The following is a 24,164-nucleotide window of genomic DNA, read 5'->3' as shown; positions in this document are numbered from 1 at the left end:
TTGAACTATTATTTCATTGCCTTATCTTCTGCGAGATAGTAGGTCATTTCCACTACAAAACGATTATCCAACACATTTAATCTTTCCGCCGCACCCGCACTTAATTTAATTAAAACCTTTTCCTGTTTTTCACTTTCACTTAAACTGCCAATAACTTTTGCATAAATGGTTCTGTTATTCATCAGATTGCGCACCTTAACTATCGAACCAATTGGAGCTGTGCTGTGCAACGCATAAAATCGATCATTCGCTGTTTGAATTCCGTTATTTTCTATCCAGGTAGCCACACCTTTTTCTGAAGTTGCGATCATATCTGTTGAAAGATATCCCGCATATAATTGCGCAAAGGTTTTTGTTTTATCTGCGGTTTCAACAACGGGTTCAACAGTTAGATCACCTTCCGACAACATTGCCGGATCAGCAGCAACTGGATCAGCAGCAACAACTGGTTCTTCCTTAATTATTTCTGCCTGAGTTTCTGTTTTTACCGGTGTTTCAATTACATGTGCTTTAGGTTCCGGTTCGGTTTCTACAACTTTAGGTTCAACAATAGGTTCATTTACAACAACCTCATTTTTTGTAACCACAGGCTCCGTTTTTGTCACGGGAGTAACCTTAGCAGCAAAATTTCCGGGTACGAGAATTTCCTGACCCGCTTTTAAAGCGCCCATATCAACTCCGCTGTTTGCTGCAGAAAGATCTTTAAAGGCAATGGCATATTTTCGACTTACCGCATATGCAGTTTCACCCGCACTTACTTTATAAACTATTAGCGTTTTGCCGTCCACAGTTTTAACTCCAACGGAGTCTCCCGGTACGGGATTGTTTCCAACTACACTCCAAGCCCATAAAAGGACGAGTATCAATGCACAAATTCTTTTCATATTCTTATCTTGTAAAAGTGCCTCCATATATTTTTACGTTTTGCGTTAAATAATTAAAGACTGACAATTTTTACAGAACTTGCTCTTGTTTTCTTTCTATTCATACGAGAGACTATCTGTATAACTTGTATTTTTGTGAACTTATTATTTATTAACAAATTATTCACATGCAAAAGTAAATTGATAAACCATGTACAGAAGCATTTTGAGCCGCATCTTATTAACCATTACCTTTATAAGTGTACTGTTATGCACACAGGCGCAAACTGCTGCACAGGGCAATGCTGTCGCAAAAAAGAAGATCTATTACTTCGAATTGCACCAGGATATCATGCCAACTGCCGTGCGAATTGTTGACCGGGCCATTCGCGAAGCAAAGGAGATGAATGCCGATTATATCGTTATGAGCCTTGATAGTTATGGTGGTTTATTGGATGCAGGAGATACCATTCACGTGAAATTATTGCGATGCCCTATCCCTGTTCTGTGTTATATCACAAATAATGCAGCGAGCGCAGGAGCATTGATTGCCATCAGCTGCGATTCCATATATATGTCGCCTTACGCTAAAATTGGAGCCGCCAGTGTAGTTGATCAGGAAGGAAATGTAGTGGATGAAAAATATCAGGCATATATGCGAGGAATTATGCGTTCCACAGCCGAGGCAAATGGCCGCGATCCTGAAATTGCCGAAGCAATGGTGCAGGGAGGTGGTGCAGTTCCGGGAATTATCGACTCCAATAAAATTCTAACCTTCACCACTGCAGAAGCAATTAAATTTAATTATTGCGAAGGGGAAGTAAATTCCGTTGAAGACCTGTTAGCAAAATTAAATATCTCCAACTACGAGATCACCGAATATGAAACAACAGGAATGGATAAAGTAATGGCATTTTTATTAAATCCAGTGCTTCGCGGATTATGTATCACTTTTATTTTTCTGGGATTATATTTTGAATTACAATCACCGGGTATCGGATTTGCATTGGTAATTGCAGTAATTGCAGCCTTACTTTATTTTGCTCCTTTATATGTGGAAGGATTAGCAGCAAACTGGGAAATATTATTTTTTATCATCGGATTAATATTAATTATTCTCGAGATATTTGTCGTCCCCGGATTCGGCGTCACGGGAATTGCCGGCATGGTACTTACATTTTCGGCATTGGTATTGGCAATGGTAAAAAATGTAGGATTTAATTTTGAAATGAGTGGAGATGGAGAGATCACAACATCATTATTAATAGTTTTAAGTTCTTTCGTAATTTCCTTAGCAGTGATGTTCGCGTTTTTCGGAAGATTTACGCGTTCCAAACTATTTAAAACATTATCACTTCAAACATCCGAAAATCACAGTGAAGGATATAATTCAACCATCTTTAATGTACCATCCGATTTTATCGGCAAAATCGGAATAGCAATGAGCGATCTTCGTCCCGCAGGAAAAATTGAAATTAACGGCGAATGGTACGACGGCCAAAGCGACGGAGAATTTATTTCGAAAGGGGAAGTGGTGAAGGTGGTTGCGGTGATGAATAATTATTTGATCGTGAGGAAGGGGGAGTGAGCAGTCAACAGTGGGCAGTGGGCAGTTTGACGGGATGATAATTATTGCTTCGAGTGAAATATTAATTTTAGAAAAAGAAAAATTTGAATCGAATGGGGAGTCAACAGTGGGCAGTGGGCAGTGGGCAGTTTGACGGGATGATAATTATTGCTTCGAGTGAAATATTAATTTTAGAAAAAGAAAAATTTGAATCGAGTGGGCAGTAAACAGTGGGCAGTGGGCAGTGGGCAGTGGGCAGTTTGACGGGATGATAATTATTGCTTCGAGTGAAATATTAATTTTAGAAAAAGAAAAATTTGAATCGATTGGGTAGTAAACAGTGGGCAGTGGGCAGTGGGCAGTTTGACGGGATGATAATTATTGCTTCGAGTGAAATATTAATTTTAGAAAAAGAAAAATTTGAATCGAGTGGGTAGTAAACAGTGGGCAGTGGACAGTGGGCAGTTTGACGGGATGATAATTATTGCTTCGAGTGAAATATTAATTTTAGAAAAAGAAAGATTTGAATCGAGTGGGCAGTAAACAGTGGCAGTGGGCAGTTTGACGGGATGATAATTATTGCTTCGAGTGGAACTTTTTTTAATCATCATGATTTTCATCATGATTTTCAACATGACTAATGACTAATGACTAATATGAACATCATAGGCATCATCCCATCCCGCTACAACTCTACCCGTTTTCCGGGAAAACCTTTAGTTGATATTGATGGAAAAAGTATGATACAACGCGTATATGAACAAGCACAAAAGGTAAAATCCTTTTCTAAAATAATTGTAGCTACGGATGATGCAAGAATTGAAGAACATGTAAAAAGTTTTGGGGGGGATGCAATGATGACCTCTACCGTACATCAATCAGGCACCGATCGCTGTGGAGAGGTGGTTCGGAAATTAACGGAGAATTATGATGTGGTTGTAAATATTCAAGGTGACGAACCATTTATTCAACCCGAACAATTAGAAAAATTAATAACAGCATTCAGCGATGAAAACACACAAATTGCAACACTGGCAATTAAATTAAAAAACAGTGATGATATTTTTAATTCCAATATTGTAAAAGTGGTTTTTTCTGTTTCGGGAAATGCATTATATTTTTCGAGAAATCCTATTCCATTTAACAGAGGCGAAGAAAAAGAAAATTGGTTAAACACGTCATCCTACTATAAACATCTCGGCATCTATGCCTATAGAAGTGATATCCTCCGCAAGATAAACATCATCCCTCCAAGCTCCCTCGAAATTTCCGAATCACTCGAACAATTGCGTTGGCTGGAAAATGATTTTACAATAAAAATTGTAGAAACGGATATTGATACGATTGGAATCGATACACCCGAAGATCTTGCGAAAACGTAGTGAGGCTCTCACTTTTTCATTGACGGTCTCACTCCTCGAAGTAAGAACTTTGAGTCCACCAAAATTTTGCTGAAAACTTGATCAGGGCTGAGAATGGTTTTTGGGAATCAATTTGGCTAATCCAAAAAAATGTTGTAATTTAGTAGTCAAACCCTATGTTATGTATCTTTTTGCTAATACACAAAGATCTCCCTTCCTTCGTATAATATTATTAGCGGTTCTAATCGGTAATTACCTATTTTCTTATTCCCAAATGCCACAATGGGATTGGGCGCTTCAAGTACACGGAAATCATGAAGATCCGATCAATTTGTTTGATGCAGATAATTTTGGAAATACACTAATAGTTGGTGATATTTATAGTAATGCAATAACAATTGGAGATACACAACTTTTAAGAACATCTAAATACCAAGCCGGTGACGGATATATTGCAGTCCTCAATAATGAAGGAGACATAAGTTGGGCGAGACAAATTTATAATCTTGACAATGGATTAGTGCAAAAGGTAGATTTTCGATCTGCAACTTTCGATGCACATGGAAATATTTTAATTGCTGGTTGGTACTTTAGAGGCGATTTGTATATAGACACAACGATTTTATCAGGAGACGATAAAATCTCACTGGGTTTCGTCTTAAAATTTGACCCGGATGGCAATTTAATATGGTCGCACCTTTATGAAGAAGGGGTAAATCCAAACGAAATTGCTTCCGATCAAAAAGGTGGATTTTATTTCCTGGGCCGCATGACTTCCATCTGTCAGGCGATGGATTTAGGCGATACAATACTGGTAAATATTGTTGATCAGGAGCAAGCGTTCATTGTTCACTACAATCAAGAGAATAAAGCAGACTGGGCAAAATTGTTAATAGGATATACATATGGTATTCAAGGTGTTTCCAATGAAAATGGAGACTTATGTTTTTGGGGTGAATTTCATGATGATTCTTATGTATTAGATTCGATCACACTATATAATCCTCATCCATATGATGACCAGGATTATTTTGGAATCTGCAATAATTCGGGAAACATATTATGTGCAAGAACAATTAGTGACGAACCACATGGTTTCAATTCTATAATTTTTACCAAGGATTCCGTTTATATAGTAGGAGCGTTTTTTGATGAATTCATGATAATTGAGGAAGATACATTAAAAGAAGTACCTTGGGGATTTGAAACTAAGTTTATGTCCATTTTTAATTATAAAGGTGAATATGCATATTCTTCTTTATTTTCATCAGATTTTAATTATTTATATAATATATCCAACGGCATAAATAATAAACTAAATTTTAGCACTCAAATTTCTTCTGCATTTTGGAATGGAATGGATTCCATGATAAACGTTTCGGGAGCATCAGACCCAGCTGTGATTTATCTTGATTCTCATCTTAATAATATTAACGGATTCTCATTACCATTGATATATGATAATAGTATACCTGCCACAATGACCGATCCATTTGGCAATATGATTTTTATTTCAAGTATTGAAGGAGATACTCTTATATTTGGGGAGGATACTTTAAAAAATTATCAAATTCAACCCCATCGTGATTATTATGTTGCCAGATCAAACGAATGTAATAATTCACTTTTTGATATTTCTGAGATAAATGGCTTTCTGATGGCAATTGATGGAATTGCATGGCAATGGTATGTAAATGATACTTTAATTAATAATGAAATTTCCCAAATATTTTATCCAACCTATAATGGATTTTATCGGGCACGTGTTAGTTTGGAAAATGGATGTTTTGCATGGAGCAAACCATTTAATTTCCTTGATAGTAATGTTAATAATCAAGATGAAATAAATATAACTGTGTTTCCTAATCCGGCAAACGACCTGGTAAATATCTTAATTAATGAACCCTTCGATAAACTAACTATTTACAATGCAATAGGACAACAAATTGCATCCTGGGGAGGTGCAGATCAATTAAATACTGTATTTTCTTATCATACACCCGGATTTTATTTTGCGTATGTAACAAAAAATGAAATTCAATCCTGTATTAAATTTGTAATCCTTTGAAAATTGCTCCCAGCAAAATGTTTAATTTATCGTTACTGTAATATGCTTGTATAGACATTACATTTCGCTATACTCATAACAACGTATACCGGAAACAGGATTTAAAACAGGAAGTTTAATTAGCACACCTATTTCTTCTCAACAGTTTAAAGAAAATATAAATATTAATTGCGATGGAAGTGCAATTAATATTATTGCAAGCCAATCAGGAAATTCGGGTCCCATATTTTTTGAATTATTTGATATTGCAGGAAAGTTTTTTAATCTTAAAGCACGATGTTAAAATAATTATTTGAGTTGAAGATGTTTTTTTGAACAGCCCCGGAAAAATTGCGAACCCTTTTTTCTTAGCCCGGATAGCAGCGGAAAGCCCGCAGCGAGGCACGAGCGAGGACTTGTAGCGAATAGCCGGTGCGAGGGTGGGAAGAAGGGGAAAGGAGGTTGCTTCAAAATGTTGATAGCTTTAATATCCGCATTTTTTGCGGAGATTAATTCAGTAGGCAGTGGCAGTGGCAGTGGGCAGTGGCAGTAGGCAGTGGCAGTAGGCAGTGGCAGTAGGCAGTGGCAGTGGGCAGTCCTCCTTCGCTAAAGCAAGGGAGATAAATGGGCAGTTAGTTACATTGGGAGGTTGAGCTTCGCAGGAAAAAGGGTAATAAAAAATAACAATCAAAAAATAAAAAATAATAATTGGATCCTAAGCCTGAAAATTTTTCTTCCCATTTAAACTTTAAATAATATCGAATCCGCCAGTGGTCGGACAGGTATAGAACAAGGAATAAAGAACCCGCCAGTAGTCGGCTACTGTGTACCCACAAGTTTATTTTTCCTTATTGTAAAATTATAATACATTGAGCAGTTTGTACACATTTGACTGTTTATATTTCTCGTTTTGATTGCCATTAGTCGTACTAAGTTTGATGAAAACGACAAAATGGAAATTAACTTTACACCCAATTATAGTGGACTTTTTAATGATACCCGACTTGAAGCGAGAGCAATTAATTTTTGGAGTCAATTAAGTATACGAACGGTTTCAGTTGTACGTCAACTTTCTAAAAGTCCATCTGAACAAAAGGCATTTTACCGATTTCTAACTAATCCAAAAGTGAGTGAAGAAAAATTAATTGAAGAGGCCACCGGCAGAGTAAAACACCTCTGCGATAACAGTCATGTATTATGCATTCAGGATACCAGTGAAATTAATTTAATCAACCATCGAAATAGAATTGACGGCAACAGTGGATTAGGTCGTTCAGATAACTCACAGATAGCTTATTGTTTTAAATTACATCCTGGTTTAGTTATTAATGCAGAGACACTAGCTCCTTTAGGCTACTCAGCAATTAAAATTTTTAATCGGGATCATGACAAGCCATATAGACTTAATAGAAACTACAAAAAGCAACCCATTGAGGATAAAGAATCTTATAAATGGATAGAGATACCCCAAATTAGCAAGGAAACGCTGCAGAGAGCTTCCATGGTTACTTTTATAGAGGATCGCGAGGGTGATATATTTGAGCAATTTGCCCTTGTTCCCGATTCCAGAACACATTTAATTATAAGGAGCAGAACTACACGAAAATTACTCAATGGAGAAGATATGTATGAATCGGTTTTAGATTCAACGATTGCAGGAACATATAAAATAAATATTCCATCTGAAAAACGCACAGGACAGAATCGACGAGAGGCAACTATTCAGGTTCGGTTTATAGAATGTAAAATTCAACGACCTCGTAATTTAAATAAAGAAAAATATCCGGTGTCGATTCCACTGTATTGCATATCAGCAGTGGAGGAAGGTAAAAGTTCTACTAAAATTAATTGGAAATTATTAACTACGCATAAAATAGAAACATTTGATCAGGCATTACAGATCATTAAATGGTATTCCTCCAGATGGAATATCGAGCAAGTATTCAGGTTATTAAAAAAAGATGGATTTGGTATTGAGGAATCAGAATTAGAAAGTGGTTGGTCAATTCGTAAATTGGTAATCATGCAATTAACCGTAATCCTTAAAATTTTACAAATGAATTTAAGTTTTGGCGATCCAACCATAGGCCTGCCAATAAAGGTGGCTTTTGATGATGAACAGATCAAGCTATTAGAAATAATGAATGCTGATCTGGAAGGCTCCACAGAAAAACAAAAAAATCCCTACAACAAAACCAGTATCAAATGGGCGGCTTGGATTATAGGTAGAATGGGCGGATGGAAAGGATATGTATCACAGGGTATACCAGGTGTTATCACACTTAAAATTGGACTGGAACAATTTAATAAATTATTAATCGCCGTAAGAATTATTAAAGATGTGGGTACACAGTAGCAGTAGTCGGGCAGGCATTAATCGGATCGTCCACCCAGAGGTTTATCCTCCGCACAGAACCCTGCCAACCTTGCCAACCCTCTCAACCCGGAGCATTAAATAAACGGCTTCGTCAATGCCCAACTCAGAACCCAGAACTCAGAACTCAGAACACAGAACTCAGAACAGAAAACTTTACCAACACCATGTTAATAGTCCCTCCAAATAAAATGCCTACCTTTAAAGCCCGTTATGAAGAATGAACAATCTCGATATATCTTCGTTACGGGTGGCGTAACGTCTTCTCTTGGAAAAGGTATTTTTTCCGCATCACTGGCTAAACTTTTACAGGCTCGTGGTTTTAGAGTAACTATTCAAAAATTTGATCCCTACATCAATGTTGACCCGGGAACACTCAATCCGTACGAACATGGCGAATGTTATGTTACCGAAGATGGAGCGGAAACGGATCTGGATCTTGGCCACTACGAACGATTCCTGGGAATAGAAACTTCGCAGGCAAATAATGTTACCACAGGTGCAGTTTATCAAAATGTTATTAACCGCGAACGCGCCGGTGAGTTTTTAGGTAAAACGGTGCAGGTAATTCCGCACATTACCGATGAAATTCAGCGTCGTATGTTATTGCTCGGCGAAAACGGTGAAAATGATATCGTTATCACCGAAATTGGTGGAACTGTAGGTGATATTGAATCACTTCCTTATATAGAGGCGGTTCGTCAGTTGAAATGGAAATTGGGAGAAAAAAGATGTCTCATTATTCATCTTACCTTAATTCCATATTTGAGTTCTGCGCAGGAATTAAAGACAAAACCTACACAACACTCGGTAAAAATGTTGCTGGAGAGTGGTATTCAGGCTGATATTCTGGTTTGTCGCACTGAACATCCGCTCTCAAAAGATATCAGAAGAAAACTGGCGCTTTTTTGCAACGTGAATGTGAATTCAGTTATTGAGGCAATTGATGTAAAAACCATTTATGATGTTCCTCTACATTTATTGGAGGAAAATGCGGATGAGATCGTTCTTGCAAAACTGAAATTGCCAAAACGCAATGATCCGGATCTTAAAAACTGGAAAATATTTTTATCTCGCCTCAAAAACCCGACAAATTCGGTGCGTATTGGTTTGGTGGGAAAATATGTGGAGCTGCAGGATGCATATAAATCTATTTTAGAATCATTTATACATGCCGGAGCGGCAAATGAATGTAAAGTGGAGGTAATTTCCATTCAGAGTGAACATATCAATGAAAATAATGTGCGCGAAAAATTAGGGGAATTGGATGGAGTTTTAGTTGCTCCGGGTTTTGGCGACAGAGGTATAGAAGGAAAAATTACCGCAATTCAATATGTTCGTGAAAATAAGATACCGTTTTTCGGAATTTGTCTCGGAATGCAATGTGCCGTTATTGAGTTTGGAAGAAATGTTCTCAAAATGAAGGGTGCACATTCCACCGAAATGAATGCAAAAACAAAATATCCGGTTATCGACATGATGGAAGAACAAAAACATGTTACCGAAAAAGGTGGAACCATGCGTTTGGGAAGTTACGACTGCCGTTTATTTAAAAAGACCAAGACTTTTGACATCTACAAATCGCAAAATATTACCGAACGCCATCGCCATCGTTATGAATTCAATAATAAATACCTGAAGGATTATGAAGGCAAAGGAATGATAGCTGTAGGTATAAACCCACAACAAAATCTGGTGGAAATTGTGGAAGTGAAGGATCATCCTTGGTTTATCGGCGTTCAATTTCATCCGGAACTAAAAAGCAAGGTAGAAAATCCGCATCCGCTGTTTGTTGCGTTTATTAAGGCTGCTATTGAGTATAAGGAGTTGAAGTGAGCATGGTGGAGATCCACCTCAAAGATTTGGTTTGTGAAAAACACCAACCACGGCGTAAAAGCTCCCTAACAATGCGCAGCACAATCTATGGAATGCAATAATTTAGGTTATTAGTCGTCTTGAACACAGAAGACAACTCAATTTCAAACTTTTCTTTGTCAATGGCCTATCAAACCCTAACTTTGCCGCTCAATTATTAAAATTCGATGGATCGTAATAACGTAATAGGTTTCGTACTGCTGGGAATTCTGATCGTAGTATTTTTTGTGTTCCAGAGTCGCGATGCTAATCGCATAAGACTGGAACAGGCAAAAATTCAGCATACGGAGGATTCCATCAAAAATGTAAAAAGGATCGCAGATTCCATTTATCTGGTAAATAATCCGGTTAAAGTGGATACAGGTGCAAGTGCCATTATCACAACTTCTGCGCTTATTCCCGACAGTTTAAAAAGAAACCTTTCTGCCGAAGCATTGATCCGTTTGGAAGATTCGATCAAACTCAGCCAGAAAAATGCATCCTTTGGACCATTCGCATCTGTAATGCAGGGCACTGAAAAAGCAGATTCTATTGAAAATGATTTTATTAAAATTGTATTTAACAGCAAAGGCGGTTCCATACAACGGGCTGAACTTAAAAAATATAAAAATTACGACGGTGGGGTTTTGGATGTTATTGGGGGAGATAAAAACCGTTTTAATTATAATTTTTACTATGCCGATAATAAAGTAATTAATACGGAAGAATTATATTTTACCGCGAATAAAACAAGTGATGGAAAATCGATAACCTTTACTGCTGATCTTGGTAACGGTAGCGCACTACAACAAATTTATGCTTTTACCGGAACCGATTATCTGATTGACTACAATTTAAAACTCACAGAATTTCAACAAATAATTCCAGGTCGCGACCCGATCATCATTCTTAACTGGAAGAATGAAATGCAGGAGCAGGAAAAAAATATTAAATACGAACGCCAGTATTCAAAATTATATTTTAGTACGGCAGATGGCGACGTGGATTATAAAAACACCAATGGTGAAATAAAATTTGAGTCTCCAATAAAATGGGTGAGTTGTCAGCAACAATTTTTTAACAGCACCCTTATTGCAAAAGATAAATTTGAAAATAAAGGGAAGATAGATGTTTACATGGATGAGGATTCTACCGATTATGTAAAACGTTGCAACACCGAATTATATATTACTTTCAATAATAAAAGCACCTTCGATTTCCCAATGCAATGGTATCTTGCACCAAACGATTACCAGAACTTAAATGCATTGGATATAGGTCTGGAAACCATTATTCCCACAGGCTCAGGATTTATAGGCTGGATAAATACTTTTGCGATAATTCCTTTGTTTAATTGGCTGAGCAGTTTTATCGGTAATTATGGTCTTATCATATTATTAATGACCCTGATATTAAAACTTGCATTAACTCCGCTCACTTACCGTTCCTATTTATCCATGGCAAAAATGCGGGTACTAAATCCCGAGGTTGCTGAGATAAGAGAAAAATATAAAGATGATCAGGCGAAATTAGGACAGGAACAATTAAAATTATTCCGAAAGGCCGGAGTAAATCCTTTGGGAGGATGTATACCAACCTTATTATCTATGCCAATTCTAATTGCGATGTTCCGTTTATTTCCGGGAAGCATTGAATTGCGTCAACAATCATTTTTATGGGCAGATGATCTTTCTTCTTATGATGATATTATAAGATGGAGCAACGAAATTCCATTTATTGGAAATCACATCAGTATTTTCTGTATTTTAATGACCATCAGTTCGGTGATGTATATACGCATGAATATGCAAAATACAACACAGCTTACCGGTCCTATGAAAACTATACAGTATATCACACCTATATTCTTCTTCTTCTTCCTCAATAGTTCTCCTGCAGGATTAACTTATTATTATTTTGTAAGTAATCTTGTAACCTTCGGACAACAATGGAGTATCAGAAGATTCTTTATTAATGATGATGAAATTCACCGCAGAATTCAGGAAAACAAAGCCAAACCCGAAAAACAAAAATCAGGTTTTGCAAAACGTTTGGAAGATGCGATGAGACAACAACAGGCAATGAAGAGCAATAAAGAGCAACAAACCAAAAAGAAAAAGTAAGTGGAATCCTTCCATTAATTGGTAATACCCTCCATTAAATGGAAGATTTTTTAAAATATATTTGTCAGGCAAAAATTAAATGGAAGATTGGTTCAAAGTTTGAATAATTTCCTACTTTTAACAATAAATTCTATCTATGTCAATGTCTGTTCCCGTTTTAAAACAAAGGAATAATTTTATTTTGATTATTCTGGTCCTACTTGCTATTTGTATCGCAATTGGCTTGAATAGAATTACCAGTGGATTTTTAGGCGCAATTATTATATATGTAATTTTCAGGCCACTTAATATTTATTTGCAGGAAAAAAAGAAATGGAACAAGAGCCTTTCTACAGCGCTTATTCTGATACTTTCCTTTGTTAGCTTAATTATTCCCATCTTCTTTATTATTAAATTGATCACTGACAGGGTTATGTTTTATGTTAATAATCCGGAGCAAACAGAAATCATATTACAGAATATAAACACCTTTGCAGCAGAAAAACTCAATGACCCTGATCTGATCAAGAATTCAATTGCCGACTTAAAAGCTCAGGCCGGAGATTTTGTAACTTCCATAATCAATGGAGCTGCGAGTACCTTTATACAGGTGATCGTTATGTATTTCACCCTATACTTTACCATTAAATATTTTAGGGAATTTGAGAGAGGTCTGGTGAATTATTTACCCTTTAAGAGGAAAGATAGCCTCACTATTGGTTCTGAATTGCGGAATATGACTTATTCAAATATTTTAGGTCAAGGTTTTATAGCTATTATTCAGGGAACTCTTTTGGGATTAGGTTTCTGGATTTTCGGAATTTCCGATCCGATTTTTTGGGGAGGGATCGGCATCTTCCTATCTATGATACCAATGTTTGGCGCACCTATCATTTTTATTCCAGCGGGGATTATTGAAATGTCTAATGGAAATATGGTTGCCGGCATAGGAATTATTGTGTATGGATATTTGATCGTTACCACCATTGATAATTTTATACGCATGGCCATAGGAAAAAAAATAGCCAATACACACCCTTTGATCACCATAGTTGGTGTTGTTATCGGCATTCCATTATTTGGTATATTAGGTATACTTTACGGACCATTATTGCTTAGTTTATTTATTATATTACTTAAAATTTACAAATCGAACCGATTGGAAATAAGTGTTATAGAGGGTGAAGCAGAGGAAGAATAAGTAGGCGTAATAATTATTTGTTATTTTATTAATTCACATTTTAACCTATCATATGAATAATAACGAAAATCAAAATAATCAGGAAGACAATATCAATGAAATGGTAGATGATGTTAAAGAATATGTTAACTTACGTCTTCAATTAATTCAATTAAATATTACAGAAAAAATATCCATTGCTCTAGCGAACCTAATTACAAATGGAGCAGCGATTATTTTCCTGGTATTGTTTTTTATATTTGGTTCATTTGCATTGTCGTACATGCTTGGAAATGCACTACACAATACAGCAGCGGGATTTGGAGTATTGGCAGGATTTTATTTATTGATCGCACTTCTTATTCTTTGGATAGGCAAAGGATCTTTACGCAGAAAAATGATAAATTATTTCATCAATCAATTCAGCAATGATGAGCCAGAAACAAAACAATAAACCGGAAATCCGCACCCTTGAGGATTTACAGAAAGAGAAAGTCTTTCTCAGAGGAAAAATTAAAGAACATGAATTATTATTATCCACACACTATAAATCACTCAAAGAAAAACTAAAACCTGCGATAAATATTGCAAACTTTTTATCCCGTAGTAAATTATTAAATCTTATTAATCCAAAGGATACTGATGGTGAAAAAAGTGGTTTAGCAAATACAGCAATAAAAATAATAATGGCCGCAGCTGCAAGTGGTGTTATATTTAATAATAGTAAAAAGAATTTTTTTAAATCCATTTTAGCATATGCCATGGATCAATCTGTAAAATATCTTGGACAAAAGGATCTTGGTGAACATGTGGAAAAAATAAAAGAGTGGTTTTCGAAGAAGGAGAAAGATGAAGATGTTGATGAGTAATGACATGTAGTAGATATCCTTCGTCGATTACTACATGTTTCAGTTCTGAGTTCTGGGTTCTGAGTTCTGGGTTCGGGAGTATACGTCAACTATTAAACTTCAACCTCTCCCCTCTGGCAGATTCCATTATCTTCCCCGCATCATAAACAATATTCCCGTTGACAAATGTAGTCTTTATTTTCCCCTTAAAAGTTCTTCCCTCCAATGCACTCCATCCACATTTATACAATAAATTTTCTTTGGTAACTCTTTGTTCAGCAGTGAGATCCACCAAAACAAGATCAGCAAAATACCCTTCACGAATAAACCCACGATCAACAATGTCGAAACAGGTTGCAACATTGTGGCTCATTTTTTCAACGATCTTTTCGAGTGTTATTTTTCCTTTAAAATAAAAATCCAACATCATTAACAAACTGTGTTGAACCAAAGGACCGCCTCCGGGAGACTTGCGATATTTATTCGCCTTTTCTTCTAATGTATGCGGTGCATGATCAGTGGCAATAACATCAAAATAATCGTTTAAAAGCGCATCAAATAAAAGTGGCTGATGGTGTTTGTCTTTAATTGCAGGGTTCCACTTTATTTTGTTTCCTAAAGTGTGGTAATCATCAGCACTAAAAAATAAATGATGAACACAAACTTCAGCGGTAATTCTTTTATCCTTGAGTGGAACTTTATTATCAAATAATTTAATTTCTTCCCCTGTACTGATATGTAATATATGCAAACGTGTATTGCATTTTTTAGCAAGTTCTGATGCAAAGGATGACGATAAAAAACAAGCTTCCTCGTTTCTTATTATAGGATGATATTCAACAGGAATGTCCTCCCCAAATTTTTCTTCTGCTAATTCGAGGTTGTGTAAAATTGTAGCTTCATCCTCACAATGTGTAGCTATTAATGTAGGTGCATTTCTAAACAGATTTTCCAAGGTGTTTTTATCATCCACTAACATATTTCCGGTGGAAGAACCCATAAATATTTTAATTCCGCAAATTGTTTTTGCATCCGTTTTTAAAACCTCTTCCACATTATCGTTGCTCACACCCATGTAAAAGGAATAATTCGCAATCGACCTATCTGCGGCTAATAAATATCGTTGTTCTAATAATTGCTGGGTGAGGGAGGGAGGATTTACATTCGGCATATCCATAAAACTGGTGACACCACCCGCTACCGCAGCTCTGCTTTCAGTATATATTTCACCTTTATGCGTAAGTCCCGGCTCTCTGAAGTGCACCTGATCGTCGATGATACCGGGCAATAAATGCAAGCCCTCTGCATTTATTTCCTTATAATTTCCTTCTATTTGAATATTGGAATCAATTTTCTGAATACGACCATTATTTATTAATACATCCTGCGAAGATATTTTTCCTTCATTTACAACGAATGCATTTTTAATTATCGTTTTCATAATAAAGTAGGATTATTAATCCACCCAATCGGCAATAAATAAATTGGTATCGCGTGAACCACCTGTATTTCTGTTACTTGCAAAAATTAATTTTTTTCCATCATAACTAAACATCGGGAACGAATCGAAAATAGTATCAAAAGTTATTTGTTCTAATCCTGTTCCATCCAGATTTATCATAAATAAATTAAACGGAACGCGTTTCGTAGTGTGGTTGCTTGAAAATATGATCTTATTTCCGGATGGATGAAAAAATGGAGCCCAGTTGGCGCCACCAAGATTCGTTATTTGTTTTAATTCACTTCCATCTGCATTACAAATAAATAATTCCATAGCAGTTGGTTTCACAAATCCTTCCTTTAAAAGATCCTTATATTCTTTTATTGCTTCGGCAGTTGAGGGTCTGCTTGCGCGGAAAATAATTTTACTTCCATCAGGCGAAAAAAATGCTCCTCCGTCGTATCCTAAACCTTTTGTAATTTGTTTTGGATCCTTTCCTTCTAAGGTCATAGTCCATAATTCAAGATCACCACTTCTATTACTTGTAAATAATATTTTATCTCCATTCGGGGAAACTACTGCTTCTGCATCGTAATAATTATTGTCTGTCAATTGTTGAACTATATTTCCTTTAAGATCTGAAATATAAATTTCATAACTGGAATGCACTCCCCATAAATATCCTTTGCTCCTATCCGGATCGGGCATACAGGTATCCACTTTTGCATGAGTGGAGGCGTATAATACTTTATCATTTCCCGGTAAAAAATAACTACAGGTAGTTCTTCCTTTTCCGGTGCTCAACAAACTGTATTCAAAACGCGAATCGTCGGTCGGTAATTTACCGTAATAGATCTGATCACATGGCACATTTTCGTTGGCATTTCTACGTTGAAAAACGATCATCTCACTATTAAAACTGAAATACCCTTCAGCATTATCGCCTCCGAACGTGAGTTGTTTTAAATTTTTGAGGTGTTTTTCCTGCGGATAGGTAAGAGTATCTTTCTTTTCTTCTGAAATGGTTGGTGTTCCATTTGCTTCCGAATTGTTACTTTGTTTACATCCTGAACTCAAATTAATGAGCAAAAATAATATTAGGATAGCTGAACCGATCTGTTTCATTTTTTAAATTTCTGCGGCAAAATTAATCACAACACACGATTTTACAGCTACAACATCGCTTTAATATGTTTAAAAATGTAACTTTGCATAATGCTTTCAAAGAGGTGGATCATAGGTGGAGCGGTAGTTTTACTGCTGATCGGTGGCTTTTTCATATTATCGGAAAACAAGATCTTTAGTTTTTCAAAAGGTAAAGGGAGCTCTGTGGATTCGTTAGAAATGATGGAAAAACTGACTCCACAGATAGCAGACTTATCCAATCAATTAAAAAAATCTCCTGAAAATGCCGACTTATATTTCCTTCGGGCAAATGAGTATCTCGACTTTGGAAATGTTAAATACGCGTTATTCGACTATCAAAAAGCCTATCAGATGGATTCCACCAATGCTTCGTATGCACTGGGTTTGAGCGATTGTTTATTCGAAGCGAACAATGCTGATGGCGCTATAGGAATTTTACAGGATTATCTTAAAACTGATCCTCAGAACATAGATATTCTTACGAATCTCGGCCTGGATTATTTATTTCTTCCAAAACCGGAATATAAAAAATCACTGGAGGCTTTTAATTCCGTTTTAAAATTAGATATCCAGAATGCAGATGCATATTTTTATAAGGGAATTATTTTTAAAGAGACCGGAGATACGGTGAGTGCCCTTTCCAGTTTCCAGACAACCATAGAAGTAGATCCTGATTATTACAGTGCTTATATGCAGCTCGGAACAGCATATGCGGATAAAAACGACCCTATTGCAATAAAATATTTAAACAATGCAATTGCAATAAATGATACCAGTAATGAAGCATATTATGCCATCGCAAAATTTTATCAGGACAGAGGTGAAATTTCAAAGGCAATAACTTTTTATAATGATATGATCATCAGAAATCCTCAGGATGCTGATGCAATTTACAATCTTGCCACCATTTATTATGGTATAGATTCCATTGAAAAATCATATCGATATTACGAACTTGCCATCAGACAGGCACCGGCCAAAGCGATGAGTTATTATGGAAAAGGTTTATGTGCGGAGGAATTAAAAAGAACCGAAGAGGCTATATCTTTATACAATCAGGCCTTAAATTTAGACCCTGATTTAAAGATTGCAGAAGAAAGATTATTACAATTAAATGAAAAATAGCAGATGATAAAGATCACATTTCCGGATGGAAACAGCAGAGAATTTAACGAAGGAGTCAATTCTTTAGAAATTGCCAAATCAATAAGTGAAGGATTGGCGAGAAAAATTATTAGTGCAGAAGTAAATGGAGAGGTTTGGGATCTTACGCGCGCGATCAATACAGATGCTTCCATTAAATTATTGACCTGGGATGATGAAAAGGGAAAAACTACTTTCTGGCATTCCAGTGCACACTTGATGGCAGAGGCTTTGGAAGAATTATTTCCGGGAGTGAAATTTGGTATAGGACCGGCCATCGACAGCGGATTTTATTATGATATTGATCTTGGTGGAAAAGTTTTAACGCAGGAAGATCTTCCGTTAATTGAAAATAAAATGCGGGAGCTTGCAAAGAAAAATTCTGTTTTCGGAAGAAAGGAAGTTTCCAAAGCAGATGCTATTAAATTTTTTACTGAAAAGGGTGATCAATATAAACTGGAACTTATTAATGATCTTCAGGATGGTTCCATTACTTTTTATGAGCAGGGAAATTTTGTTGATCTGTGTAAAGGTCCGCATATTCCTGAAACGGGATTAATCAAAGCAGTAAAACTTTTAAATATTGCCGGCGCTTACTGGAGAGGAAATGAAAAAAATAAAATGCTCACCCGAATTTACGGTATCACTTTTCCAAAACAAAGTGAACTGGATGCACATTTATTAATGTTGGAGGAAGCAAAAAAACGTGATCATCGCAAACTCGGAAAAGAACTGGAGATATACACTACCGATGATTCTGTTGGTCAGGGATTAATTCTTTGGATGCCGAACGGGGCTGCAATTATCGAACAATTGGAAAAACTTGCAAAAAGAAAAGAAGATCAGGCGGGATATTTAAGAGTTAAAACTCCGCATATTGCAAAAGAAGACCTTTATTTAACAAGCGGACATTTACCTTATTATGCAGATAGTATGTATCCTCCCATGGAAATGGAAGGAGCGAAATATTATTTAAAGGCGATGAATTGTCCGCATCACCACAAAATATTTTCGGCGCTTCCAAGAAGTTATCGCGATCTTCCCCTGCGTTTTGCAGAGTATGGAATGTGTTATCGCTATGAAGAAAGTGGTGCTTTATTTGGGTTGATGCGTGTTCGCGGAATGAACATGAACGATGCACATATTTATTGCACTGAAGAACAATTCGAAAAAGAATTCAAAGCGGTGAACGACATGTATCTTAATTATTTTAAGATTTTTGGTATTGAAAAATATGTGATGCGTTTTTCCACTCATGATCCCGCGAAACTGGGGCAGAAATACCTCGATAATCCGGAGTTGTGGAAGAAAACGGAGGAGATGGTGCGCAAAGTGATGATCTCCGCAGAAATCCCCTTTGTGGAAATACCTGATGAAGCAGCTTTTTACGGACCGAAAATAGATATTCAAATATATTCTGCCATTGGACGGGAATTTACCTTGGCTACCAATCAGGTGGATTTTGGACAACCGCTTCGTTTTGGTCTTACATATATAGATAAAGACAATACTGCAAAAATGCCTTTGGTGATACATCGTGCGCCATTGAGCATCATGAAAGATTTATCGGATTTTTGTTAGAACATTACGCCGGAAACTTCCCTGTCTGGTTAGCTCCGATACAAGTTGCGGTGCTCCCGATCAGCGATAAATTCAACGAATATTGCGAAGAAATCATAAATGTTTTAAAAAATCACGAAATTCGCACCACCTTCGACACCAGAAGTGAAAAGATCGGACGAAAAATAAGGGATGCGGAGATGAAAAAAATTCCTTGCATGCTTATTGTGGGAGAGAACGAAATGAACAACAAAACTGTTTCTTTGCGGAAACACGGTGAAGGCGACAAAGGCAGCATGACCATTGAAGATTTCGCTAAAATGATCAACGACGAAGTAAAAACAATTTTTCAATAAAAATTTAACCATTTGCAAAACCAAAGAAGACCTTACAACCCCTATTTCAGGAGAAACGACGAACGCAGTCAATACAAGATCGGAAGAGATATTCGCCACCCCAAAGTGAGGGTTGTGGGCGAAAATATTGAATCAGGCATATTTACAGTCCAGGAAGCCATAAAAATGGCAGAAGACCTGGAAATGGAATTGGTGGAAATTTCCCCAAATGCAGATCCACCTGTTTGCCGTATAGTTGATTTCCAAAAATTTGTTTACGAAAAAAAGAAAAAGGAAAAGGAACTCAAGGCCAAGACCAAGAAGCAGGAAATGAAAGAGATCCGCTTCACTCCGCATACCGATGATCACGATTTTGAATTCAAATCAAAACACGCCGAAAATTTTCTTTTAGAAGGCAATAAAGTACGCGCCTACGTAATGTTCAAAGGTCGCGCGATCGCATTTAAAGGCCAGGGAGAGGTTCTTTTACTCAAATTTGCCCAACGCTTGGAAGAAGTAGGTGTTCCCGATCAATTACCTAAAATGGAAGGTAAAAGAATGTTTATTACCCTTATGCCTAAAGCGGTTCAGGGGAAGAAACCGGTATAAAAATGTTCTGAGTTCTGAGTTCTGGGTTCTGAGTTCTGAAATTTTATCTAAATAGTAGAGACGCAATGCATTGCTTCTCTACTATTTAGATAAAATTTCAACCACTGCGGATACGAGTTGTTGAAGGCGTTGAAATTGTTCACCACGGAGTAAAATCCCTCAATGTTATTACCTGCCCACTGCGACTGTGACTGCGACTTTACTAATCCGTTTTAACCGAAGGATGATCATCCGGCTTACGACCTCACCACTCACCATTCACCACTTCCCAAATAATCTTTCCCCACTCCTTTGAACTTTACAACCAATACCCTATCTTTGCGCTCCCGAAGTTTCGGGACTAAATAAAAACTGAGTCATTATGCCGAAGATGAAGACCAACAGTAGCGCTAAAAAGCGTTTCAAGGTAACTGGTAGCGGAAAAGTAAAACGCAACAAAGCGTATAAGCGTCATATTCTCACTAAAAAGAGCAATAAACGCAAGAACAAGTTAGGTCAATCAGGTATCGTGAGTGATGCTGATTCATTAAACATCAAAAGATTATTGTCAATAGGATAAATTATAAATTATGCCAAGGTCAGTACCTAAAGTTGCCTCGAGGGCACGCAGAAAGAAAGTTTTAAAAATGGCGAAAGGCTATTGGGGCCGTCGCAAGAATGTTTTAACAGTAGCAAAAAATGCAGTAGATAAAGCGTTACAGTATGCATATGTTGGTAGAAAAGACAAGAAACCAATGTATCGTCAGATCTGGATCGTGCGTATCAATGCAGCAGTTCGTCCACATGGAATGACTTACAGCACTTTCATGCACAAGTTAAAACTTAACAATATAGACATCAACCGCAAAGTATTAGCCGATCTTGCTGCTAATAATCCGGAAGCATTTGATGCAATAGTTAACCAGGTGAAATAATTCAACTTTTTTTGATATTTGAAACCCCGCTTTGCGGGGTTTTTTTATGCGCCGCAGGTGCATAATTGCGAGGCCGAAGGCCGAAGCAATCCCACCAACTAAAACCAACGCTCCACAATTAAACCTCTCCTCACCCGTCGTTAACCCTAATTACAATAATTTTACCCCTTCATGTCAGAACCAAAAAGAAAGTATAGTCCCATCGACGACCGCGATAAGAAAAAAATTTCCCGACAAAGTATAAAAGTTGCGGGGAAGATATTTAGTTATATCCGTCCATACAGAAGCGCCTTTTTGATAGGTATCGTATTTTTATTATTGTCCAGTTTTACTACCATGACACTCCCCTGGTTCATGGGTAAACTCATCGATTCGGCGAAAGGAAATAATACAATTGTATGGATGAATAATACCAATACGATCGCACTTATTTTAATAGCTACTTTGTTAGTGCAATCAATTTTGTCGTTTTTCAGAGTATATCTTTTTGCAACTGTTTCTGAAAAGGCAATGGCAGATGTGAGGACCAATTTTTTTGATAAAATGCTTACACTTCCAATACCATTTTATGAAACAAGACGCGTTGGAGAATTAACAAGCCGATCAACAAATGATGTAGATCAATTACAGGATATGTTGGGCGCAACCTTGCCAGAGTTTGTGCGGCAAATGGTTACCATTGTTTTCGGAGTTGCATTCATATTTTACATCTCTCCGCAATTAACATTGATGATGATGTGCACTTTTCCCGTATTGGTATTAATAGCAGTTTTTTACGGAAAATTTATTCGCAAAATTTCGAAACAGCGACAAGATGCATTGGCAAATTCAAATGTTGTGGTGGAAGAAACCTTACAAAATATCAATACCGTTAAAACTTTTACCAACGAAAATTATGAATCGAAACGCTATAAAACCTTTATGCAAAAGGTCGTAGAAACGGGAATTAAAGGAGCAGTTAACCGCGGAGGATTCTCCACTTTTTTAATTCTCGGATTATTCGGAGGATTTGTTGCAGTTATATGGTATGGTACAACTTTGTTAAAGGCGGGTGAAATATTTGAAGGTGATCTTTTTTCTTTTGTTTTATACACGGGATTTATTGGTGGTGCAGTTGGTGGTTTGGGAGATCTGTATGGGCGACTTCAAAAAACTGTTGGAGCATCAGAAAGAATATTCGAAATTTTAAATGAAAAAAGTGAATTAGATCTTTTAAGCGAGCCCGATCAAAAAATAAAATTAGAGGGTAAGATAGAATTAAAGGATATCGTTTTTTCCTACCCCACAAGGCAAGATATAAATGTATTGGACGGAATTTCATTGACTGTAAATCGCGGTGACAAAATTGCACTTGCAGGATATAGTGGAGCAGGAAAATCTACCATTGCACAATTGATCATGCAGATATATCCTTTGGAAAAAGGAAAGATATTATTTGATGGAAAAGAAAGCAATTCCTATTCTATTAGACAGCTTCGTTTTAATATGGCGGTGGTGCCACAAGAAGTTTTATTGTTCGGTGGAACCATAGGGGAAAATATTGCTTATGGCAAACCCGGTGCAAGCGACGACGAACTGATAGAAGCGGCAAAAAAAGCAAATGCATGGCAATTTATTTCTCAATTTCCTGAAAAACTCAATACCATAGTCGGCGAGCGCGGCGTTAAATTATCCGGTGGTCAGCGGCAAAGAATTGCAATTGCGAGAGCAATATTAAAAGATCCTGCCATTCTGATTCTCGATGAGGCAACGAGTTCTTTGGATGCCGAAAGCGAAAAACTGGTGCAGGATGCCCTGGAAGAACTCATGAAAAACCGCACCACTATAATTATTGCACACCGATTATCTACCATCAGAAATGTAGATACTATCTTTGTGCTCAACAAAGGAAAAATTATGGAATCCGGTTCCTTCGAGCAATTATCGAAAATGGAAAATGGATTGTTTAATAATTTATTAAAATTACAATTCGAGGAAAAGAATGAAAAAATGAAAGAATGAATAATGAAAGAATGAAGGAATTAACTCCGACTCGGATCCCCATTCCTTCATTCTTTAATTCTTTCATTCCTTAATTAATTACTATGGATAGTTTTGTATATTTTATTTTAATAGGTGCACTTGCCGGATGGGTGGGTGGTAAATTAGTGAAGGGCGAAGGTTTCGGTATTATCGGAAACATTATTGTCGGAATAGTTGGCGCTGTTTTGGGTGGATGGATATTTGAGAAACTCGGTATAGCGGAGACCAATTTACTTTATAGTATTGCGGCAGCAGTGGTTGGGTCGGTTGTGTTTTTATTGATCATAGGATTGATAAAACGTAAATAAAATCTTATAGTGGAGTGTAATTTATTCAAAATAAAATTCGACAAATTAAATTTGCACCTCTATCTTTTTATTTTGGGATTTTTCTATTGATCCTTCAAAAAAAAGTTCCAGCAATTTTAGATTCTTGTTCCCAAAGACATTTTTAATATTTCATGCCTACGGCACTAGGCAACACATTCACATTTATACTACCAATATGCCATGCCTACGGCACTAATCCATCAATTTGATTTTTGAGAATAATAGGAATTATAATTTCTTATAAAACGTCAGTTAGGTAGGGGCGAAATATCGGTAACAATATGTATAATGTGTAACAGATATGTAGGAGGGGTAATATACCAATAAAACCAGTCCTGTAGGGACGAAATATCGGTAACAACTTGTCGAAAACACACGCAAATCCCGTAGGGATGACATAAAAAAAATCACGATCTTAACTAGAATGTTAAATCAAAAAGGATAAATTTCAATTCTTGATTAATTCCAC

The 24,164-nt window shown here is 36.7% G+C and carries 18 protein-coding genes and 1 pseudogene; 16 read left to right on the top strand and 3 right to left on the bottom strand.

Annotated elements, in window-relative coordinates:
- Nucleotides 1-8: 8 nt before the first annotated feature.
- A complete protein-coding gene (locus IPI31_07665) occupies nt 9-884 on the bottom strand; it encodes a LysM peptidoglycan-binding domain-containing protein (GenBank protein MBK7567694.1) in 876 nt (291 codons plus the stop codon).
- A gap of 190 nt (nt 885-1,074) precedes the next feature.
- Between IPI31_07665 and IPI31_07660 the strand changes: the two genes are divergently transcribed.
- The 9 genes from IPI31_07660 (at nt 1,075) to IPI31_07620 (ending at nt 14,217) form a co-directional block, all read left to right on the top strand.
- Complete coding sequence (locus IPI31_07660; protein ID MBK7567693.1) at nt 1,075-2,451, top strand: nodulation protein NfeD; 1,377 nt, start codon at nt 1,075-1,077, stop codon at nt 2,449-2,451.
- Nucleotides 2,452-3,086: 635 nt separating this feature from the next.
- Nucleotides 3,087-3,812, top strand: coding sequence for a 3-deoxy-manno-octulosonate cytidylyltransferase (gene kdsB, locus IPI31_07655; GenBank protein ID MBK7567692.1), 726 nt, complete (start codon nt 3,087-3,089; stop codon nt 3,810-3,812).
- Nucleotides 3,813-3,972: 160 nt separating this feature from the next.
- The gene (locus IPI31_07650) at nt 3,973-5,859 is read left to right on the top strand and encodes a T9SS type A sorting domain-containing protein (GenBank protein ID MBK7567691.1); all 1,887 of its coding nucleotides are present in this window, start codon (nt 3,973-3,975) and stop codon (nt 5,857-5,859) included.
- Nucleotides 5,860-6,790: 931 nt separating this feature from the next.
- A complete protein-coding gene (locus tag IPI31_07645; protein ID MBK7567690.1) occupies nt 6,791-8,194 on the top strand; it encodes an IS4 family transposase in 1,404 nt (467 codons plus the stop codon).
- Nucleotides 8,195-8,425: 231 nt separating this feature from the next.
- A complete protein-coding gene (locus IPI31_07640; protein ID MBK7567689.1) occupies nt 8,426-10,048 on the top strand; it encodes a CTP synthase in 1,623 nt (540 codons plus the stop codon).
- A gap of 206 nt (nt 10,049-10,254) precedes the next feature.
- On the top strand, nt 10,255-12,189 hold the full coding sequence (yidC, locus tag IPI31_07635) for a membrane protein insertase YidC (protein ID MBK7567688.1): 1,935 nt from the start codon (nt 10,255-10,257) through the stop codon (nt 12,187-12,189).
- Between the two features lie 136 nt (nt 12,190-12,325).
- Entirely contained in the window at nt 12,326-13,369 is a 1,044-nt protein-coding gene (locus tag IPI31_07630) for an AI-2E family transporter (protein ID MBK7567687.1), read from the top strand.
- A 52-nt stretch (nt 13,370-13,421) separates the two neighbouring features.
- Nucleotides 13,422-13,802 carry a phage holin family protein gene (locus IPI31_07625; protein MBK7567686.1) on the top strand — a complete coding sequence of 127 codons (381 nt, stop codon included), beginning with the start codon at nt 13,422-13,424 and terminating at the stop codon, nt 13,800-13,802.
- Nucleotides 13,780-14,217: a hypothetical protein gene (locus IPI31_07620; protein ID MBK7567685.1), complete on the top strand. Its 438-nt coding sequence runs from the start codon at nt 13,780-13,782 to the stop codon at nt 14,215-14,217. Before IPI31_07625 ends, IPI31_07620 begins: the two co-directional genes overlap by 23 nt.
- 85 nt (nt 14,218-14,302) lie before the next feature.
- On the opposite strand, the gene IPI31_07615 is transcribed toward IPI31_07620, so the two are convergent.
- Entirely contained in the window at nt 14,303-15,640 is a 1,338-nt protein-coding gene (locus IPI31_07615; GenBank protein MBK7567684.1) for a dihydroorotase, read from the bottom strand.
- A 12-nt stretch (nt 15,641-15,652) separates the two neighbouring features.
- On the bottom strand, nt 15,653-16,762 hold the full coding sequence (locus IPI31_07610; protein ID MBK7567683.1) for a PD40 domain-containing protein: 1,110 nt from the start codon (nt 16,760-16,762) through the stop codon (nt 15,653-15,655).
- A gap of 90 nt (nt 16,763-16,852) precedes the next feature.
- On the opposite strand from IPI31_07610, the gene IPI31_07605 reads away from it, so the two are divergent.
- The 7 genes and pseudogenes from IPI31_07605 to IPI31_07575 all read left to right on the top strand — a co-directional run bounded on the left by IPI31_07605 (nt 16,853) and on the right by IPI31_07575 (nt 23,674).
- Nucleotides 16,853-17,908 (top strand): tetratricopeptide repeat protein, encoded by a 1,056-nt coding sequence (locus tag IPI31_07605; protein ID MBK7567682.1) that lies wholly within the window; start codon nt 16,853-16,855, stop codon nt 17,906-17,908.
- Nucleotides 17,909-17,911: 3 nt separating this feature from the next.
- Nucleotides 17,912-19,842: pseudogene (thrS, locus tag IPI31_07600) on the top strand (threonine--tRNA ligase).
- A 12-nt stretch (nt 19,843-19,854) separates the two neighbouring features.
- The gene (locus tag IPI31_07595; GenBank protein ID MBK7567681.1) at nt 19,855-20,430 is read left to right on the top strand and encodes a translation initiation factor IF-3; all 576 of its coding nucleotides are present in this window, start codon (nt 19,855-19,857) and stop codon (nt 20,428-20,430) included.
- A gap of 361 nt (nt 20,431-20,791) precedes the next feature.
- A complete protein-coding gene (gene rpmI, locus IPI31_07590; protein ID MBK7567680.1) occupies nt 20,792-20,989 on the top strand; it encodes a 50S ribosomal protein L35 in 198 nt (65 codons plus the stop codon).
- A gap of 10 nt (nt 20,990-20,999) precedes the next feature.
- Nucleotides 21,000-21,344 (top strand): 50S ribosomal protein L20, encoded by a 345-nt coding sequence (rplT, locus tag IPI31_07585; GenBank protein MBK7567679.1) that lies wholly within the window; start codon nt 21,000-21,002, stop codon nt 21,342-21,344.
- A 171-nt stretch (nt 21,345-21,515) separates the two neighbouring features.
- Nucleotides 21,516-23,345: an ATP-binding cassette domain-containing protein gene (locus IPI31_07580; GenBank protein MBK7567678.1), complete on the top strand. Its 1,830-nt coding sequence runs from the start codon at nt 21,516-21,518 to the stop codon at nt 23,343-23,345.
- 83 nt (nt 23,346-23,428) lie between these two features.
- Nucleotides 23,429-23,674: a GlsB/YeaQ/YmgE family stress response membrane protein gene (locus tag IPI31_07575; protein MBK7567677.1), complete on the top strand. Its 246-nt coding sequence runs from the start codon at nt 23,429-23,431 to the stop codon at nt 23,672-23,674.
- Nucleotides 23,675-24,164: the final 490 nt, after the last annotated feature.

The organism is Bacteroidota bacterium (genome assembly GCA_016706865.1).
Taxonomy (GTDB): Bacteria; Bacteroidota; Bacteroidia; order Chitinophagales; family BACL12; genus UBA7236.
The sequence above is the reverse complement of the archived record's forward strand: the minus strand, read 5'-3'. Positions and strand labels throughout refer to the sequence as shown.